This window comes from Streptomyces sp. NPDC090442, from assembly GCF_044769405.1.
Lineage (GTDB): Bacteria > Actinomycetota > Actinomycetes > Streptomycetales > Streptomycetaceae > Streptomyces.
Window position 1 is genome coordinate 12,616 of sequence record NZ_JBIVXW010000093.1, and the last position, 19,003, is coordinate 31,618.

Below are 19,003 nucleotides of genomic sequence, written 5' to 3' on the forward strand. Positions count from 1 at the left end.
GGGCGGGTCGGCGCCGGCGCGGTAGGGCTAGCCCCCCGATCCGGCGGGGGCCGTCCGCTCCGCGGGTGCCCCGGGGGCGACGAGCCGCGCGGTGTCGCGGCGGGCGGTGAGCCAGTACAGGACGGCGGGCACCGCGAGGCCGACCAGCCAGGAGACGTCGGCGCCGCCGAGCGGACCGACCAGTGGGCCGGTGTAGAAGTTCGTGGCCAGGAAGGGGAGTTGGGCCAGCACGCCGAGGACGTAGACGGTCAGCGCGCCGACGTTCCAGGCGCCGTAGCGGCCGGCGGGGTCGTGCAGCGCCGGGATGTCGTAGCGCTCCTTGGAGAGCAGGTAGTAGTCGACCAGGTTGATCGCCGACCAGGGCGTGAAGAACGTCAGCAGGAAGAGCAGGAAGTCCTTGAAGGAGGTGAGGAAGGAGTCCTTGCCCACCAGGGCGACGGCGGTGCCGGCCACCATGATCCCGGCGATGTACGCGGACCGGCCGCGCGCCGAGAGGGTCCGCTGGCCCCGGAAGCCGCTGACGCTGGTCACCAACGACATGAAGCCGCCGTAGGTGTTGAGGATGTTGATGGTGAGCTTGCCGAGGGCGATGACGAAGTAGAGCGACGAGGCGATCAGCCCGGTGCCGCCCAACCCGACGAGGTAGCCGACCTCGTGGCCGACGAACGCCGCCGGCGCCGCGGCGGCCGCCAGCGCCCCGAACGTCATCGACCACTGCGCGCCCAGGACGGAGCCGCCCAGCGTCCACCAGAAGGTCGCCCGGGTCGAGGTGTGGCGCGGCAGATAGCGGGAGTAGTCCGCCACGTACGGGCCGAACGCCAGTTGCCAGGACGCCGAGAGCGAGATCGCCAGCAGGAACACCGGCAGCCCGAAGCGGTGGTCGTGCAGCAGCGCGGCGAGGTCGGCACGCTGCACCAGCCGGACGCCGAGGTAGACGAAGGCCAGCGCGCAGACCAGGCCGGCGACCTTGCCGAGCAGGTGGATCAGGCGGTAGCCGACGGCCGCGGCGACCGCGGTGACCGCGGCGAACAGCACGATCCCGGCCGCCGGGCCGAGGTGCGTCAGCTCGCCCACCGCCTGCCCGGCGAGCACGCTGCCGCTGGCGAAGAACCCGATGTACATCACGATGACCAGGGCCAGCGGGACCACCGCCCCGCGCACTCCGAACTGCGCCCGCGAGGTGATCATCTGCGGCAGCCCGAGCCGCGGCCCCTGCGCGGAGTGCAGCGCCATCACGGCCCCGCCCGCGAGGTTGCCCAGCAGCAGCCCGACCAGCGCCCAGAGGGCGCCGGCCCCGAAGACCACGGCCAGCGCGCCGGTGACGACGGCGGTGATCTGGAGGTTGGCGCCGAGCCAGAGGGTGAACTGGCTGACCGCGCTGCCGTGCCGTTCGTCGTCCGGGACGACGTCGATCGAGCGCCGTTCGATCACGCCTGCCATGGGGCCGCCTCTTCGCTCGGGTCCGGGGGTGGGGTGGTTCCTGCGGGTCGGGTGTATGGGTTCATGCAGGATCAGGGGCAGTGAATGGGAGGTCAATAGGCGGGCGGGGATCATCTGTTGAGGGCCGTCGGCGACCCGGCCGTCCCGGCGGGCTTCGCGGTGTTCGTCCCGTCCGGGGCCTTCGTGGGGTCCGCTGGCCCCGGGGGCTGCGCGGCCTCGGAGCGGTCGTCGGAGGGGCGGACCGGTGGTCGGCGCTCCGGTAGCGTCTGGGCACGCCCGCCGGACGGCGGTGGACGGGCGGGGAGGAGCGGTGCGCAGGGAGCGGGGCACGACGGGCCCGGCGGCCGCGGGGGCGGAGATCGGGGTGGAGTTCGGCTGGGCCAGGGGCGGTGAGGGGTAGCCGGCCGGTCGTTCTCCGGGGCCGGCCCGGAGGGGCATCCGTCGCCCGCCGGCCCGCCACGCCCCTGCCGCCCGGCACCCGGGACCGCCGGGGCCGGGAGTTCCGTACAGTCGGTGGACCGACGTCAAGGCCCCGGACCGGGCCGGGAAGAAGAGGCGATGAGCGGGGACGGGGACAACGGCGTCCACAGGGACGGGACGCAGCCGCGGCGGACGGACGCGGCGGGACACACGGCAGCGGGCGGCGACGCCGCCGGCACTGCCGGCACCGGTACCGCCGCCCGTCTCCAACGGCTCTTCGAGGGGCACCGGCTGACCCCCACCCAGCGCCGGATCGCCCACTGCATGGTCCGGCGGGCCGCCGACGCGCCCTTCCTCTCCAGCGTCGAACTGGCCGAACTGGCCGGCGTCAGCCAGCCGTCCGTCACCCGCTTCGCGGTCGCGCTCGGCTTCGACGGCTACCCCGCGCTCCGTCGCCACCTGCGCGACGTCGCGCCCGCCGAGAAGCCCGCCGCGCCCGGCGCGCACAACGAGTACCAGCAGGCCGTCCAGGCCGAGATCGACAACCTCCGGCACCTGGCCGACGCCCTCGCCGACCCGGCGCCGGTGACCGAGGCCGGCCGGCTGCTCGCCGCCTCCCGCCCGCTCCCGGTGCTCGGCCTGCGGGCCGCCACCGCCCAGGCCGCCGGCTTCGCGTACTTCGCGCGGAAGGTCCACCCCGACGTCCGGCTGCTCGACGAGGGCGGCACCATGCTCACCGACCGCATCGACGCCGCGGTGCACGCCGGCGCCAGCGCCCTCCTCTGCTTCGCGCTGCCCCGCCACCCCCGCGAGGTCATCGACGCCCTCGCCTACGCCGGCGCCGCCGGGCTCACCGTCGTCACCGTCGCCGACAGCGCGTTCGCCCCGGTCGCCCGCCACACCGACCTGCTCCTGCCGGCCCCGGTCGGCACCGGCCTGGCCTTCGACACCGCCTGCGCCCCGATGCTCCTGGGCCGCGTCCTGTTGGAGGCGATGTGCGACGACCTCCCGGACGCCCAGGCCCGCCTGGAGGAATTCGACACCAAGGCGGCGGAGCGCGGCCTGTTCGTGGAGTGAGCCCCGCGCCCGGCGTTCCTTCCTGGCACGCGGTCTCGGTGCTCCTTCCCGGCGCGCTTTTCCGGTGCTCCGCCTCGGCGCTCCGTCCCGCCGCGAACGGCGTTGGTGTCGTCGTGCGTGGTCGTTCATGATCGTGCGCGGTCCGGTCGCACGGCTCCGCCTGCCGACGCCGGGCTCCGCCGGGCTCGCAACTCCCGGCCTCTGGCTTGGGCCACCGGCCCGGGGCGCCCCCCTCCGGGGCAGTGGCGGCCGTTGGCCCCTGGGGGTGCCGGGCTCTGTTCCGGTTCCTTGGGCTCTTGGCCCTCGGGGCGTCGGGCCTCGGGTCGTCGGGTCTCGGCTCCGGCCCCGAGCCTCCGGTCTGCGTCCCGTGCCCCCGCCTGAGCCCGCGGTCTACGTCCCGCGCCCCGACGGCCAGGGCGTCGTCACAGGGAGGCCGACCCTGCCCCGGAGCCCGGAGCCCGGAGCCCGGAGCCCGGAGCCCGGAGCCCGGAGCCCGGAGCCCGAGGTCGACGTGCCCTTAGCCCAGTGCCAACTGCCGCAGCTCGTTGGCGTGTTCGGCGCCGCCTTCGGCGGTGATGTCGTCCAGGGTCTGGGGGGTGCGGACGGTGGCGAAGCGGTGGGTGCCGTCGGGGCCGGGCGCGTAGCCGTAGATGCCGGGGCGGGGGAGGGCGTTGTAGGCGAAGTGGGTGGAGAAGTAGTAGGCGCCGGTGTCCAGGAGGGCGGCGTGGTCGCCGGATTCCAGGAGGGGGAGCGGGCGGTTCTCGGCGACCAGGTCGCCGGCGAAGCAGCACGGGCCGGCGATGTCCTGCGGGACCGGTGCCCCGTTCTTCGGGCGGCCCTTGGCGTCGTACGCGGCCACCCGGATCGGCCACGACGCGGGGGCGAAGACCGTGCGGGTGGCGACCTGGGCCCCGGCGTGGGTGACGGCGATCGGCCGGCCGCCGGCCCACTTCGCGTACTCCACCCGGGCCAGCACCATGCCGTGCTTGGCCAGCAACGACCGCCCGAACTCGGTGACCAGGCCGTAGCGCCCGGAGAACAGGCCGGGCACCGCCGAGCGGAGGAGGGCCGCGTACTCGCGGTAGGTCGGGGTGACGGCGTCGGAGGAGAAGTTGACGGGCAGGCCGCCGCCGATGTCGAGGGTGGTGATCCGGGGGCTGCCGGCCTGCTCGTTGATCTCCTCGGCGAGGTCGTAGAGCGCCCGGACGCCCTCCGCCATCCGTTCCAACGGCATGCCCTGCGAGCCGACATGGGCGTGCAGCCTGGTCAGCCACGGGCGCTCCAGGCAGGCCCGGACGATCCACTCGCGGGCGCCCGGATCGCGCAGCGGGACGCCGAACTTGGAGGTGTCGGTGGCGGTGCTCATCGCGCCGATGGCGCCGCCGCCGAGCTGCGGATTGACCCGCAGCCCTATCGGCGCGGTGGACGGGGCCGAGGCCATCATCCGGTCGATCCGGGAGAGTTCCTCGTGGTTGTCGACGTTGACCGCGATGCCCAGGGCCAGCGCCTCACGGAGCTCGGGGAGGGTCTTGGCGGGGGAGTCCAGGACGGTGTGCCGGGCCGGGACCCCGGCGGCCCGGGCCAGCGCCAACTCGCCGGGGCTCGCCACCTCACAGCCGATCCCCTCCTGGGCCAGCAGCCGCAGCACGGGCACCAGCGAGGCCGCCTTGACCGCGAACGCGTGCAGCACCTGGGTGCCCGGGGCGGTGAACTCCGCGAAGGCGGCGCGGAGTTCGGCCGCCGACCGGCGGATGCCGGCGACATCGAGCAAGCCGACCACGGGCTGGCCGGGGCCGACCAGCCCCTGGGCGATGGCCGCCTGTACGGCGCGGTCTCGGTCCGTGAAGGTCATGGGTCAACTTCATCATTCGGCGGGGCCCCGCGCCATGGTGAACGGGCCCTGCGGAGTGAAGGGGTGGTGGAGGGCCCGGGGGTGCCTGGTGTCCGTCCCGAACCGGGCCCCGCCGACCGCCCCGCTATGCCGCCGGGGCGCCGCTGAGCTGGGCCTTGTCCTGACGGGCGGTCAGCCGGGAGCCGGACTCGCGGCGGGCCGCGCGGCGCAGCAGCGGGACCGCCAGGAGGAAGCCCAGGACCGCCCAGGCGGCCAGGACCAGTGCCACCGTCGGCAGTTGCCAGGAGCCGGCCGGCTCCGCGGCGCGGGCGGCGTCCGGCAGCAGGGCCGCGCGCAGGCCCTGCGCCATCCACCGGAGCGGGAAGACCGACGCGATGTTCTGCACCAGCGCCGGCATCTTGGATATCGGGAACATCGCGCCCGAGGTGATCAGCAGGGCCATCGACGGCAGCATGATCAATGCCAGTGCCTCGCGCGGGTTGGGGAGCACCGCACCGATCGCCGCGCCCAGCGGGACCACGGCGAGCAGCCCGAGCGCGGTGACCCACACCAGCGTCAACCAGCCACCGAGGCCGTGCGGCAGCGGGCCGTTCACCAGCACCGCGCCGACGCCGAACAGGATCACCAGGGTGCTCACCGCCACGGTCACGATCAGCAGCGACTTGGCGATCAGATAGGCCGGTATGCCGCCGGGGGTGGCCCGCAGCCGCAGCAGGGTGCCCTCCTCGCGCTCGGTCACCAGGATCTGCGGGAGGTTGAGCAGGCCGATCTGGAACAGCAGATAGGCGGAGAAGCCGGCCAGCGTCAGATGCGCCATCGGGACCTTGGTGCCGGGCACGTCGTCGTTGATGAAGCCGGCGAGCAGCAGGGCCACCACCACATTGGAGAGGTAGCCGCTCAACTCCTTGCGGTTGCGCAGTAGATGGCGCACCTCGATGGAGCCGCGCCGCAGCCCGGCCCGCCAGGGGCGCAGCCGTCCGGGACGGGCCCCACCGGCGGCTCCCGAGCCGTGGCCCGGGCCGAGCTCGCCGGCGTCCGTCGGGGCGGCCGCCGTCGTGGCTGCCGTCGTGGCCGTCGTCGTCATGTCCGTCCCCCTCATGCTGCTGCCGCCTCCCCCGTGTCGCCGTCGGCCACCGCGCCGGTGCCGCGCTCGTCGTCCTCGCCCCGACCGTCGTCCTGCCCGTGGACCATGTGGAGGTAGGTGTCCTCCAGGGTCGGCCGACGCACCTCCAGGTCCGCGATCGGACCGGCCGCCTCGCGGTGCAGTTCCCACACCAGACGGGACGGGTCCGCGGTGCGCTCGCGGCGCGGAGTGCCGTCGGGCGCCGTCCAGCGGACCTCGGCCTGCGCGGCGGCCCGCCGGGCCAGTTCGACCGGGGTGCCGCAGGCCCGGATCCGGCCGTCGACCAGCATCGCTATCCGGTCGGCCAACCGCTCGGCCTCGGCGAGGTCATGGGTGGTCAGCAGGATCGTGACGCCCTCCTCGCGGGCCAGCCGCTCGACCAGGTCGTGGAAGTCGCGGCGCGCCTCGGGGTCGAAGCCGGTGGTGGGCTCGTCCAGGAACAGCAGCTCGGGGCGGCCGACGATGCCGAGCGCCACGTCCAGGCGCCGGCGCTGGCCGCCGGAGAGCCGGTCGACGCGCTGCCGGGCCTGCTCGGTCAGCCCGACCAGCTCCAGCAGCGCGGCCGGATCGCGGGGGTCCGGGTAGTACGTCGCGAAGTGCGTCAGCAACTCGGCGACCTGCCAGCGGCGGTGGTCGCGCCAGGACTGCAGGACCAGCCCGATCCGGCCGCGCCAGGCGTCGTCGGCGCGCTCCGGGTCCGCGCCGAGGACGCTGGCCTCGCCGGCGGACCGCTGCCGGAAGCCCTCCAGGATCTCGACGGTGGTGGTCTTCCCCGCGCCGTTCGGCCCGAGGAGGGCGAGGATCTCGCCGCGCCGGATGTCCAGATCGACGCCGCGCAGGACGTCGGCGCTGCCGTAGGACATCCGCAGGCCGCGGACCTCGATGACCGGCGGGGCGCCGGCCGGGGGCGTGGGTGTGGTCATCGTGCTGCTCTCCGGGCGTGCGGTGGTGGTCATCGGCCGGCCTCCACGTGCTGCGGGGACGCCGGGGCGGTGGTACCCGCGCCCTCGACGATGGCGCGGAGGGCGGCGACATGGCCCTCGAAGGCGGTGCGGCCGCGGCCCGTCAGCCGCACCCTGGTGCGCCGCTTGCGGCCGCCGCCCTCCTTGCGGATCTCCAGATAGCCGGCCTCCTCCAGCGTGTGCAGCTGCTTGGAGAGCGCGGAGTCGCTGAGCGAGAGGCTGTCGCGGATGAACGGGAAGTCGGCCCATTCGGTGGCGGCGAGCAGGGCCACCACGGACAACCGGGTGGACGGATGGATCAGTTCGTCAAAACCGGAGGGGGTGCTCATCGGCCCAACTCCTCAGGGTGGGGGTGCAGGGGGCGGTCACGGAGGGCGCGGCCGCGCAGCGGGCTGACGGCCCAGCGGTTGGCCGGCCCGACGAAGAGCACGAAGGCACCGGCGGAGACCGTGGCCTGGATCAGGCTGCCGTAGGGCAGCGCCAGCCAGCGGGCCAGGAAGCCGGTGAGCACGATCGTGCCGCCGCTGATCAGCCCGCCGGCGAAGAAGGTGGCGACGCTGCGCCAGCTGTACCGCGAGCGGTGCAGCTTCACCCGGGGCCGGCGGCTGTGGATGACGATCAGGGTCGCCAGGAGCGCCAGATACGCGGCGAGGGCCAGGAAGACGCCCCACACCGGGAGGTCGAAGCCCATGCTGGCGAGGTAGATCCACATGATGGCGGCCATCAGGTACGTCGAGCGCCGGTCGCCCGTGGCGCAGCGCTCGACCTCGTCGTACACCCGCTCCTGCGGGACCCGGATGCGCTGAAGGTCCTGCCAGGCCCGCTCGGCATCCACCGGTGTCGTCATGTCCCTCGCCTCCCCGTAGACGTGCTGGACGGTCCGTGTTCGGACGGCACGGGGAGCGCCGGTGGCGCCCCCCGTCTAACTTTCCCACCAGGAAAGCTAACACCGACTTTCCTGTCGGGCAAGTCGGATCCCGCGCCTGGGGAAAGAGGGCGCCGCGCCCTGTTGACTGGCGATATTCAGTGCCTCCAGACTGCGAATAGGTCAATCCAGTCGAGGTCAGGGAGGCACGGCCCATGTCGGGACCGCGACCCGTGCGGGCGCCGCGCGGAACGGAACTGAGCGCACGGGGATGGCAGCAGGAGGCCGCCCTGCGCATGCTCCAGAACAACCTCGACCCGGAGGTCGCCGAGCACCCCGACCAGCTCGTCGTCTACGGCGGCACCGGCAAGGCCGCCCGCGACTGGCGCTCCTTCGACGCCATGGTGCGCACCCTGACCACGCTCAAGCAGGACGAGACGATGCTCGTCCAGTCCGGCAAGCCGGTCGGCGTGCTCCAGACGCACGAGTGGGCGCCGCGGGTGCTGATCGCCAATTCCAACCTCGTCGGCGACTGGGCCAACTGGGAGGAGTTCCGCCGCCTGGAGGCGCTCGGCCTGACCATGTACGGCCAGATGACGGCCGGTTCGTGGATCTACATCGGCACCCAGGGCATCCTCCAGGGCACCTACGAGACCTTCGCGGCCGTCGCGGCGAAGAGGTTCGGCGGCACGCTCGCCGGGACCATCACCCTCACCGCCGGCCTCGGCGGCATGGGCGGCGCCCAGCCGCTCGCCGTCACCATGAACGACGGCGTCGCGCTCTGCATCGACTGCGACCCGCGCGCCATCGAGCGGCGCATCGCGCACCGCTACCTCGACGTCAAGGCCGACGACGTCCGGCACGCCCTCCAACTGGCCGTCGAGGCCCGCGACCAGCGCCGGCCGCTCTCCATCGGGCTGCTCGGCAACGCCGCGGAACTCCTGCCGCAACTGCTCGCCGAGGGCGCCCCGATCGACATCGTCACCGACCAGACCAGCGCCCACGACCCGCTGGCCTACCTGCCACTGGGCATCGACTTCGCCGACATGGCGGCCTACGCGGCCGAGAAACCCGCCGACTTCACCGAGCGCGCCCGCGCGTCGATGGCCCAGCACGTCGAGGCCATGGTCGGCTTCATGGACGCCGGCGCCGAGGTCTTCGACTACGGCAACTCCATCCGGGGCGAGGCCCAACTCGCCGGCTACAAGAGGGCGTTCGCCTTCCCCGGCTTCGTCCCCGCCTACATCCGGCCGCTCTTCGCCGAGGGCAAGGGTCCGTTCCGCTGGGCGGCGCTCTCCGGCGACCCGGCCGACATCGCGGCCACCGACCGCGCCATCCTCGACCTCTTCCCCGAGAACGAGTCGCTGGCCCGTTGGGTCAAGTTGGCCGGCGAGCGCGTCCACTTCCAGGGCCTGCCCGCCCGGATCTGCTGGCTCGGCTACGGCGAACGCGACAAGGCCGGCGAGCGGTTCAACGAGATGGTCGCCGACGGCACCCTGAAGGCACCGCTGGCCATCGGCCGCGACCACCTCGACTGCGGCTCCGTCGCCTCGCCCTACCGCGAGACCGAGGCCATGAAGGACGGCTCGGACGCGATCGCCGACTGGCCGCTGCTCAACGCCATGGTCAACGTCGCCTCCGGCGCCTCCTGGGTCTCCCTGCACCACGGCGGCGGCGTCGGCATGGGCCGCTCGATCCACGCCGGGCAGGTCACCGTCGCCGACGGCACCCCGCTGGCCGGCGAGAAGATCCGCCGGGTGCTCACCAACGACCCCGGCATGGGCGTCATCCGGCACGTCGACGCCGGCTACGAGCGCGCCGAGGAGGTCGCCGCCGAGCGCGGCGTCCGCATCCCGATGCGCGAGGGCGAGGGCGCGTGACCTCCTCCTTCCTGGACATGTGGGGCGAGTTGCGGCCGCTGGGCCGCGACGCGGCCTCCGGCGGCTACCGCCGCTTCGCCTGGACCGGCGCGGACGCCGACTGCCGCGCGTGGTTCCGCGCCCAGGCCGAGGCCCGCGGGCTCGCCTACGAACTGGACCGCAACGGCAACCAGTGGGCCTGGCTCGGCGCCACCGGCTACCGGGACGTGGCCCCCGGCGAGGCCGTCGTCACCGGCTCCCACCTGGACTCCGTCCCGGACGGCGGCGCCTTCGACGGCCCCCTCGGCGTGGTCTCCTCGTTCGCCGCGCTCGACGAACTCCGGTGGCGGGGCGCCCAGTTCGCCAAGCCGCTGGCGATCGTCAACTTCGGCGACGAGGAGGGCGCCCGCTTCGGCCTCGCCTGCGTCGGCTCCCGGCTCTCCGCCGGCGCGCTGACGCCCGAGGCCGCGCACCGGCTCCGCGACGGGGACGGCGTCACCCTCCCGCAGGCCATGGAGCGCGCCGGACACGACCCGGAGGCGATCGGCCCGGACCCGGAACGGCTCGCCACCATCGGCGCGTTCGTGGAGCTCCACGTCGAACAGGGCCGCGCGCTCGACCTGTCCGGGGACCCGGTCGGCATCGCCTCCGCCATCTGGCCGCACGGCCGCTGGCGGTTCGACTTCCGCGGGGAGGCCAACCACGCCGGCACCACGCGCCTTACGGACCGCCGCGACCCGATGCTCACCTACGCCGCGACCGTGCTCGCCGCCCGCGAACAGGCCCGACTGGCCGGCGCCCTGGCCACCTTCGGGAAGGTCAGCGTCGAACCGAACGGCGTCAACGCCATCCCGTCGCTGGTCCGCGGCTGGCTGGACGCCCGCGCCGCCGGCCAGGACAGCCTGGACACCGTGGTCACCGGGATCGAGCGGGCCGCCGCCGAGCGGGCCGCCCGCGACGGCATCGACCTGGACGTCGTCCGCGAGTCCTTCACCCCCGTCGTGGAGTTCGGGCACGCCCTGCGGGACGAACTGGGCGCGCTGCTCGGCAAACAGGGCGACCGGCCGGTGCCGGTGCTGGGCACCGGCGCCGGACACGACGCGGGTATTTTGTCCGCGACCGTCCCCACGGCCATGCTGTTCGTCCGCAACCCCACCGGCGTCTCGCACTCGCCCGCCGAGGCCGCCACGGAGGACGACTGCGTCGCCGGGGTCACCGCACTCGCCGACGTACTGGAGGGGCTGGCGTGCCGCTGACGCCGCAGGCAACACCGACGACGTACTGGCTCGAACACGCCTGGCTCGGCGCGCACGTCGAGCCGGGCGTGACCGTGGAGGTGGCGGACGGGCGGATCACGGCCGTCCGCCCGGGGACCCCGACACCCCCGCCGGGCGCCGAGGCGCTCCACGGGCTGACCCTCCCGGGCCTGGCCAACGCGCACAGCCACGCCTTCCACCGCGCGCTGCGCGGCACCGTCCAGGTGGGCGCCGGCACCTTCTGGACCTGGCGCGAGGTGATGTACGACGTCGCCGACCGGCTCACCCCGGACAGCTACTACGCCCTGGCCCGCGCCGCCTACGCCGAGATGGCGCTCGCCGGCATCACCTGCGTCGGCGAGTTCCACTACCTCCACCACGCGCCCGGCGGCACCCGCTACGACGACCCCAACGCGATGGGCCGGGCGCTGCTCGCGGCCGCCGCCGACGCCGGCATCCGGATCACCCTCCTCGACACCGCCTACCTCTCCGCCGGCTTCGGCGACCCGCCCAACCGCCACCAACTGCGCTTCTCCGACGGCACCGCGGACGCCTGGGCCGAGCGCGCCGACGCGCTCAAGGGCGACGACCACGCCAGGATCGGCGCCGCCGTCCACTCCGTGCGCGCCGTGCCCGCCGGGGAGTTGGGCACCGTCGCCGCATGGGCCGAGCGGCGGCGGGCGCCGCTGCACGTCCACCTCTCCGAGCAGACCGCCGAGAACGACGCCTGCCGCGCCGCCCACGGCCGCACCCCCACCCAACTGCTCGCCGAGCACGGCGTGCTGGGCCCGCGCACCACGGCCGTGCACGCCACCCACCTCACCGACGGGGACATCGCCCTGCTCGGCGGCAGCGGCACCGGCGTGTGCATGTGCCCGACCACCGAGCGGGACCTCGCCGACGGCATCGGCCCGGCCGCCGCGCTCCAGGAACAGGGCAGTCCGCTCTCCCTCGGCAGCGACAGCCACGCCGTCATCGACCTGCTCGAAGAGGCCCGCGCCATGGAGCTGAACGAGCGGCTGCGCACCCGCACCCGGGGCCACTGGACCGCCGCCGCCCTGCTGCGCGCCGCCACCGCCGACGGGCACGCCGCGCTCGGCTGGGACGACGCGGGCGCCCTCGCGACCGGCGCGCTCGCCGACCTCACCACGATCGCGCTGGACTCCGTGCGCACCGCCGGGCCGCCGCCCCGACTGGGCGGCGAGACGGCCGTATTCGCCGCCACCGCAGCCGATGTGCGGCACACCCTCGTGGGCGGCCGGTGGATCGTCCGCGACGGGCGGCACACCGGTGTGCCCGACGTGCCCACCGTCCTCGCCGACGCCATCGCCGCCGTGCGCGGCTGACCCGCATCCGCCCCCAGCCACCCCCAGGCCCGCGCCGCCCGCGGACGAAGGAGAACACCCCCGCGATGACGACGACTTCCGCGCCGACCACCGCGATCACCCACATCGCCCAGCTCGTCACCAACGACCCCTCCCTCGGTGAAGGCCCCCTCGGTCTGCTCCAGGACGCCGCGGTCGTCATCGACGGCGACCGCATCGCCTGGGTCGGTCCCTCCAGCAAAGCACCCGCCACTGACAACGCCGTCGACGCCGCCGGCCGGGCCGGCCTGCCCGGCTTCGTCGACTCCCACTCCCACCTGGTCTTCGCCGGCGACCGCACCGAGGAGTTCAACGCCCGGATGTCCGGGCGGCCTTACTCCGCCGGCGGCATCCGCACCACCGTCGCCGCCACCCGCGCCGCCGCCGACGACGCGCTGCACGCCAACGTCGCCCGCTACCTCGCCGAGGGCCTCCGCCAGGGCACCACCACCCAGGAGATCAAGTCCGGCTACGGCCTGACCGTCGAGGACGAGGCGCGGGCGGTGCGGATCGCCGCCGCCCACACCGACGAGGTGACCTTCCTGGGCGCCCACATCGTCTCGCCGGACTACGCCGACGACCCGGCCGGCTACGTCGAGCTGGTCACCGGGCCGATGCTCGACGCCTGCGCCCCGCACGCCCGTTGGGTGGACGTCTTCTGCGAGCGCGGCGCCTTCGACGGCGACCAGGCCCGCGCCGTCCTCACCGCCGGCCGGGCCAAGGGCCTCACGCCCCGGGTGCACGCCAACCAGCTCGGCCACGGCCCCGGCGTGCAGCTCGCGGTCGAGTTGGGTGCCGCCTCCGCCGACCACTGCACCCACCTCACCCCCGCCGACGTCGACGCGCTGGCCCAGTCCGACACCGTCGCCACGCTCCTCCCGGGCGCCGAGTTCTCCACCCGCGCCCAATGGCCCGACGCCCGCCCGCTGTTGGACGCCGGTGCCACCGTGGCGCTGTCCACCGACTGCAACCCGGGCTCGTCCTTCACCAGTTCCATGGCGTTCTGCATCGCGTTGGCCGTGCGCGACATGGGGATGACGCCGGACGAGGCGGTGTGGTCGGCCACCGCCGGCGGCGCCCGGGCGCTGCGCCGCACCGACGTCGGCCGGATCGCCCCCGGCGCCCGCGCGGACCTGGTCCTGCTGGACGCGCCCTCCCACGTGCACCTGGCCTACCGGCCCGGTGTGCCGCTGGTAACGGACGTCTGGCACAACGGCGTTCGCCTCTGAGGACGGCCGTCCCGGGCCCGCCCCCGGACGCACTGAGGGCCCGTCCCGGACGTTTCCGGGGCGGGCCCTCGTGTGCACGGGCGTCGGCCGACCTCGCCGGTCGGCCCCGACCGCGGGCTATTCGTCGAGCATCAGGCCCTTGCGGAGCCGGACGAGGGTGCGCGAGAGCAGTCGGGAGACGTGCATCTGCGAGATGCCCAGCTCCTCGCCGATCTCGGACTGCGTCATATTGGCCACGAAGCGCAGCGAGAGGATCTTCCGGTCCCGGGAGGGGAGTTCGGCGATCAGCGGCTTCAGGGACTCGACGTACTCGATGCCTTCGAGGCCGTGGTCCTCGTAGCCGATCCGGTCCGCCAGCGCGCCTTCGCTGTCGTCCTCCTCGGGCTGGGCGTCCAGCGAGCTCGCGGTGTACGCGTTGCTCGCGGCCATGCCCTCGATGACCTCGTCCTTGCTGAGGCCGAGGCGTTCGGCGAGTTCGCCGACCGTGGGTGCACGGTCCAGCTTCTGCGCCAGTTCGTCGCCCGCCTTGGCCAGGTCTAGGCGGAGTTCCTGGAGTCGTCGCGGAACCCGCACCGACCAGCTCGTGTCGCGGAAGAAACGCTTGATCTCGCCGACGATGGTCGGCATCGCGAAGGTCGGGAATTCGACGCCGCGGGAGAGTTCGAAACGATCGATCGCCTTGATCAGACCGATGGTGCCCACCTGGACGATGTCCTCCATGGGTTCGCTGCGAGAGCGGAACCGGGAGGCCGCGAACTTCACCAGCGCGAGGTTCAGTTCGACCAGGGTGTTACGGACGTAGGCGTATTCGTGCGTGCCCTCTTCCAGCGATTCCAGGCGCTCGAAGAGCGTCTTCGACAGCGCCCTGGCATCCACCGGACCCACTTCGTCAAACGGTGGGATCTCGGGCAGGCCGTCGAGTTCGGGCACGCTCAGCCGCTCTTCGGCCGCGGCGTGCGACTGGGAAGGAATACGTCCGGCCGTTTCCGACCGGGGTGTCGACGATGCGGGGATGTGCTCGTCCTCGATACGCAATTCGTCGAGCCGGGGTGACATGTGTCTCCTCCATCGTTCTCGGCATATGGCTGCCGAAGCCTCTGCGTGGAACTGCGGTGTGCGGCGCCTCCAAAGCCGGCCGTTTCGAATGTGTCCTTCTACGCCTACCTGGGTTCGACGGAAGAAGGCAAGTGCGAGTTGTCCGCATTGCGGAACTATGCCCCTTCTACAGCTACCGGCCGGCGTCAGGAAGGCGTAGGGTTCGACAGGCGCAGTCGCAAAGCAAGGTCGTCACCACAACAGTCGTCTAGGCAGCAAAAGGGGTGCGCTCGCATGGACCGCGGGACGGTCGGCAGTGCAAGCCGGGGTCGGCTTCACGTCGGGATCCGCCATCACGGCGCCAGCGCGGTCGTGACCGTCGCGGGCGAGTTGGACCACCACACGGCGGATCTGTTGCGCGAATCGCTGGAGGGCTGCGTGGACGACGGATACGCACGCCTCGTAGTGGACTGCTCACCCTTGGACTTCATGGACTCCACCGGTCTGAACGTCCTGCTCGGCGCGCGGCTGAAGGCGGAGGCCGCGGGGGGCGGCGTCCATCTCGCCGGGATGCAACCGGTGGTGGCCCGGGTCTTCGAGATCACCGGCGCGGACGCCGTCTTCACGGTGCACGACTCCGTCGACGCGGCCCTGACCGACTGACCGGCCGCGAAGTCCGGAACGATGCGTTCCGGGTGCGTAGTCGGTGTCACAACTTCCGTACCCAACTAGTGGGTGTTCTCGCGGTCCGGTCGGGCAGGAGACACCTGAATCCGTTGAATCAGATCAGTTAACTGTTGTCGTGAACAGGCGAATCGGTGAGGTGAAGCGCTGATGAGCACCACCCGGCCGTACCCGCCGGGCGATCTCGGCCCGGAGCCGGGCGTCGCCGGCGTTGCCGCCGCCGTCCCGGCAGGCCAGATCCGCCGGCTGCGCCTGGCGGGCACCCGGGGCGCCGTGGCGCGGGCCCGCGACTTCGCCCGGGAGGCGTTGCAGGACTGGGGCTGGCTCCCGGCCGCCACCGCCGACCAACGGGCCGCGGCCGAGGACGTGCTGCTCGTCGTCTCCGAACTGGTCACCAACGCCTGCCTGCACGCCGAGGGCCCGGAGGAGCTGCGGCTGCGCTGCGCGGCCAAGGTGCTCCGCCTGGAGGTGAGCGACCTGGGCGCCGGCTCGCCGTCCCCGCGCAGCCCGCACCGCCCCGGACGCCCCGGCGGCCACGGCATGTTCATCGTCCAACGGCTCTGCCTGGACTGGGGCGTGGTGCGCAACGCCGACGGGGCGGGCAAGACCGTCTGGGCGGAGCTGGCCGCCCCGTCTTGAAGACGCGGCGCAACCAGGGGCGTTGAGCGCGGGCCGGGAGGCCCGCGCTCCGTCATGTCCGACGGCCGCCGCGGAACGCCGGCTTCCGGGCCGATCCGGCCGGTGCCCCGCATCGGGGCTGTGCGGTGCCTTCCCTCGGCAACCTCCCGGGCGTACCTTGACGCCCAATCTGATGTGCCGTCAGCAAAGTGGGGCGGCGCGCTCTCCCGGGAGAAGGGGAACTCAAGGTGGCCCGCTTCCACGCACAGCACGGCAGGCGGCCGCGGCGGGCGGCCGGGCTGCTCGCGGCCGCGGCAACGGCGGCCGGCTCCGCGGTGCTGTTCACCGCGCCCGTCGCGCACGCCGAGGTCGTCGACGTCAACTACCAGTGCAAAACGCCGATCGGCAACAAAGGGGCGGTCTCGCCCATCGACATCAAGGGGACGCCCAGCGGCAGCGCCTACAAGCTGGTGATGTCGTTCCAGAAGGGCGTCTCCTCCAGCCCCGTCGAACTGGGCAAGGGCGCCATGAAACCCAGTGCCCTGATCCAGCTCGGCGGCGCGGAACACGGCACCGTACCGGTCTCCGGGCCGCCCAACGACCAGGCGATACCGGCCAACACCCCCATCAAGATCAGCGACCTGAGCGGGACCTACACCCCGAAGGCCAGCGGCAAGGTGACCTTCACCGCCTCCACGCTCACCATCAAGGCCCTGGGAACCACCACGACCTGCACGCCGAGCAACCACCCCAAGCCCTCGCTCACCCTGGACGTCAAGGGCAGCGGCGGCTCGGGCGGCACCAGCGGCGGCACGAACGGCAGTTCCGGGGGGACCGCCGGTGGTACCAGCGGCGGTGCCGGCGGCGCCAGCGGCGGCTCCGCGACCGGCGGTTCGACCGGTGGCTCGACCGGCGGCCAACTGCCGCAGACCGGACCGGCCGACTCCGCCCTCGCGCTGGGCACCCTCGGCGGCACCGTCCTGCTGGCCGGCGCGGCCGGCGTGCTCTGGCTGACCCGCCGTCACCAACGGGCCTGACACCCACCGGGAGCCGCCGATGCCGTCCCGTCCCCGCACCGCGGTCGCCGGCGCGGCCCTCGCGGTCGCCGCGGTCCTGCTGTGGCCCGCGGCGGCCGGGGCCCGGCCGCCCGCCCCCGCCGCGGGGGGCTGGTCCGCCGCGCCGACCGGCCCCGCCCGGACGTCCTTCTACCTGGAGGGCCCGCCGGGCACCGCCCTCACCGACCGACTGGCCGTCCGCAACCCGTCCGGCCGGCCGGTCACCGTGCACCTGGCGGGCGACGGCGGGGACGGCGTCGGGGCGTGGCTCGCCCCCGCACGGTCGGAGGTGACGGTTCCGCCGCGGACCCAGGCGAGCGTGCCGTTCACCGTGGCGGTACCGCGCGACGCCGCCCCCGGCGGCCACACCGGCGCGCTCACCGTCACCGGCGGCGAGCCCACCGCCCGCAGTCGGATCCCGCTCCGGCTGCGGGTGACCGGGCCCGCGCTGTCCGCACTCACCGTCGAGCACCTCACGGTCACCCGGCGGGGCGACGCCGCGGTGCTCCGCTACACCCTCGTCAACCGCGGCAACACCGCGCTCCGGCCGCGGTTGGCGGTCCGCGCCGACGGCCTCTTCGGGCCGCTGCTGCGCCGTCCCGCCCGCACCCTGCCAGACGTGCTCCCGCCCGGCGCCCGCGTCGACCGCACCGAGACCTGGCCCGATCCGCCCACTCTGGACGCGGCGGACGTCACGCTCACCGCGACCGCGACGGGCGGCGCGCGGGACACCGCCACCGCCCGCTACACCGCCGTCCCCTGGGGCGTGCCCGCCGCGCTGCTCCTCCTGGCGGCCGTTGGCGCCGCACTGTGGTGGCGCCGCCGCCACCGCACCGGCGGCCCGCCCGGCCACCCCGGCCCGCGCCCCACGGCCGGCGCTCCCCGCGACGCAACGAACACCACTTCGGACACCTCGACCACGACCCACACCACGAAGGCCGCGACGACGGGATCAGAGGTGCGCGCGTGAACGGCGAGAAGGGTCTCGACGGGACGGCGGCGGCCGCACCCTGCGACACGGCGGGTCGACGCCCGCGGGCCGGCCGGGGGAGGCGCCGCCGGTCCGCCCTGCGCGCGGCGCTCGCCCTCGCCCTGGCCCTGCTCCCGGTCCTACTGCCCGCACCGCCGACCGCGAGCGCCGCCCCGTCCGCCGACCAACCGTCCGCGGCCGTCTCCCCCAACGAGGCGGGCGTCGGCGGCAGCATCACCGTCAACGGACAGGGCTGGCGCCCGCGCACCCTGCTGACGCTGCTGATCTGCGGCCAGAACATGATCGGCGGCACCAACTCCTGTGCCAACGGCGACGGTCGGACCGCCACCACCGACGCGCACGGCGCCTTCCGGGCGCCGCTCCCGGTGGCCGAGCCGCCCAAAGCCTGCCCCTGTGTGGTGCACGTGGCGACCGTGACCGGCCGGGCGGCCACCGCGGACGCCGCGTTCAAGGTCGCCGGGCACCCGGTGGCGCCGCTGCCGCAGGACGTCAGCGCCGGCCGGCTGGCCGTCCTGGCCCAGCCCCGGCTGACCGGCAGCAGCGGGCTCCTCACCTGGTTCGGCGCCCCGCCGCAGCGTGAACTGACCGTCACGCTCGGCAACTTGGGCTCGGCGCCGGCCAAGGACCCGGCCTTCAAGGTCGGCACCTCGCACGGCGTCTTCGCGCCCACGTGGGAGAACCAGCAGTGGCACGGCACGGTCCCCGCCGGCCGCAGGGCCGAGGTCAGGCTCCCGGTGGAACTGGCCGCCGGGGCCCACGGCGACTACCTGGTCTCCCTCAAGTACGGCGACCGCCTCCTCGTCGAACAACCCTGGGAGGTCGGCCGCCCCTGGGGCATGACCCTCTTCTGGCTCCTGCTGTGCGTGGTCGTTCCCACGCTGCTCTTCCGCGGCGGGATGGCCGTCGTCAACCACCCATCGCGCCCGCGCGTCTCTCCCGCCCCGCCGGGCGTCACCACCGCCCTTCCGTGGTTCTCCCCGGACACGGCGCCGCGACCTCCGGCGCCGCCGCCTCCGGCGCGGGGTCCCGAATGACCTTCCGCTCCACGGGGCCGGTCCGCTGCGCGGGGCGGGTCGAGTTGTCTGGTCCGCTGCGCGGGGCTGTCGGGGTGCGGTGACGGGCCTGCGGGGTGGGGGTGCCAGACTGCTTCGCTTTACGTCTGGCACCCCCACC

Annotated in this window: 17 protein-coding genes; 10 read left to right on the forward strand and 7 right to left on the reverse strand. The window is 74.1% G+C overall.

Features of this window, described 5'->3' with window-relative positions; all coding sequences use genetic code 11:
• Positions 1-27: 27 nt before the first annotated feature.
• Positions 28-1,440 (reverse strand): purine-cytosine permease family protein, encoded by a 1,413-nt coding sequence (locus ACIQU6_RS39435; protein ID WP_403486583.1) that lies wholly within the window; start codon positions 1,438-1,440, stop codon positions 28-30.
• A gap of 558 nt (positions 1,441-1,998) precedes the next feature.
• Between ACIQU6_RS39435 and ACIQU6_RS39440 the strand changes: the two genes are divergently transcribed.
• Positions 1,999-2,937 (forward strand): MurR/RpiR family transcriptional regulator, encoded by a 939-nt coding sequence (locus ACIQU6_RS39440; RefSeq protein WP_403486585.1) that lies wholly within the window; start codon positions 1,999-2,001, stop codon positions 2,935-2,937.
• Positions 2,938-3,454: 517 nt separating this feature from the next.
• Here the strand turns inward: ACIQU6_RS39440 and ACIQU6_RS39445 are convergent.
• From ACIQU6_RS39445 to ACIQU6_RS39465, 5 genes are all read right to left on the reverse strand, one after another.
• A complete protein-coding gene (locus ACIQU6_RS39445; RefSeq protein ID WP_403486587.1) occupies positions 3,455-4,789 on the reverse strand; it encodes a diaminopimelate decarboxylase in 1,335 nt (444 codons plus the stop codon).
• Positions 4,790-4,913: 124 nt separating this feature from the next.
• Positions 4,914-5,873, reverse strand: a complete 960-nt coding sequence (locus ACIQU6_RS39450) for an ABC transporter permease (RefSeq protein WP_403486589.1) — start codon at positions 5,871-5,873, stop codon at positions 4,914-4,916.
• A gap of 11 nt (positions 5,874-5,884) precedes the next feature.
• A complete protein-coding gene (locus ACIQU6_RS39455) occupies positions 5,885-6,868 on the reverse strand; it encodes an ABC transporter ATP-binding protein (RefSeq protein ID WP_403486591.1) in 984 nt (327 codons plus the stop codon).
• A complete protein-coding gene (locus ACIQU6_RS39460) occupies positions 6,865-7,203 on the reverse strand; it encodes a transcriptional regulator (protein WP_403486593.1) in 339 nt (112 codons plus the stop codon). The genes ACIQU6_RS39455 and ACIQU6_RS39460 overlap by 4 nt, the downstream gene beginning before the upstream one ends.
• The gene (locus ACIQU6_RS39465) at positions 7,200-7,721 is read right to left on the reverse strand and encodes a hypothetical protein (RefSeq protein ID WP_403486595.1); all 522 of its coding nucleotides are present in this window, start codon (positions 7,719-7,721) and stop codon (positions 7,200-7,202) included. Before ACIQU6_RS39465 ends, ACIQU6_RS39460 begins: the two co-directional genes overlap by 4 nt.
• A gap of 233 nt (positions 7,722-7,954) precedes the next feature.
• On the opposite strand from ACIQU6_RS39465, the gene hutU reads away from it, so the two are divergent.
• The 4 genes from hutU to hutI all read left to right on the forward strand — a co-directional run bounded on the left by hutU (position 7,955) and on the right by hutI (position 13,447).
• The gene (hutU, locus tag ACIQU6_RS39470; RefSeq protein ID WP_403486597.1) at positions 7,955-9,619 is read left to right on the forward strand and encodes a urocanate hydratase; all 1,665 of its coding nucleotides are present in this window, start codon (positions 7,955-7,957) and stop codon (positions 9,617-9,619) included.
• Positions 9,616-10,854, forward strand: coding sequence for an allantoate amidohydrolase (locus ACIQU6_RS39475; protein ID WP_403486598.1), 1,239 nt, complete (start codon positions 9,616-9,618; stop codon positions 10,852-10,854). The genes hutU and ACIQU6_RS39475 overlap by 4 nt, the downstream gene beginning before the upstream one ends.
• Positions 10,845-12,200, forward strand: coding sequence for a formimidoylglutamate deiminase (locus ACIQU6_RS39480; protein ID WP_403486600.1), 1,356 nt, complete (start codon positions 10,845-10,847; stop codon positions 12,198-12,200). Before ACIQU6_RS39475 ends, ACIQU6_RS39480 begins: the two co-directional genes overlap by 10 nt.
• A gap of 65 nt (positions 12,201-12,265) precedes the next feature.
• Complete coding sequence (gene hutI / locus ACIQU6_RS39485) at positions 12,266-13,447, forward strand: imidazolonepropionase (RefSeq protein WP_403486602.1); 1,182 nt, start codon at positions 12,266-12,268, stop codon at positions 13,445-13,447.
• 117 nt (positions 13,448-13,564) lie between these two features.
• Here the strand turns inward: hutI and ACIQU6_RS39490 are convergent, their stop codons facing one another.
• Entirely contained in the window at positions 13,565-14,503 is a 939-nt protein-coding gene (locus ACIQU6_RS39490) for an RNA polymerase sigma factor SigF (RefSeq protein ID WP_403486604.1), read from the reverse strand.
• 273 nt (positions 14,504-14,776) lie between these two features.
• Between ACIQU6_RS39490 and ACIQU6_RS39495 the strand changes: the two genes are divergently transcribed.
• From ACIQU6_RS39495 to ACIQU6_RS39515, 5 genes are all read left to right on the forward strand, one after another.
• Positions 14,777-15,145, forward strand: coding sequence for an STAS domain-containing protein (locus ACIQU6_RS39495; RefSeq protein WP_274915368.1), 369 nt, complete (start codon positions 14,777-14,779; stop codon positions 15,143-15,145).
• Between the two features lie 171 nt (positions 15,146-15,316).
• A complete protein-coding gene (locus tag ACIQU6_RS39500; RefSeq protein WP_403486606.1) occupies positions 15,317-15,805 on the forward strand; it encodes an ATP-binding protein in 489 nt (162 codons plus the stop codon).
• A gap of 227 nt (positions 15,806-16,032) precedes the next feature.
• Entirely contained in the window at positions 16,033-16,821 is a 789-nt protein-coding gene (locus ACIQU6_RS39505) for an LPXTG cell wall anchor domain-containing protein (RefSeq protein WP_403486608.1), read from the forward strand.
• Positions 16,822-16,840: 19 nt separating this feature from the next.
• Positions 16,841-17,809, forward strand: coding sequence for a hypothetical protein (locus ACIQU6_RS39510; protein ID WP_403486610.1), 969 nt, complete (start codon positions 16,841-16,843; stop codon positions 17,807-17,809).
• Entirely contained in the window at positions 17,806-18,864 is a 1,059-nt protein-coding gene (locus ACIQU6_RS39515) for a hypothetical protein (protein ID WP_403486612.1), read from the forward strand. Before ACIQU6_RS39510 ends, ACIQU6_RS39515 begins: the two co-directional genes overlap by 4 nt.
• The last annotated feature ends 139 nt before the right edge of the window (positions 18,865-19,003 follow it).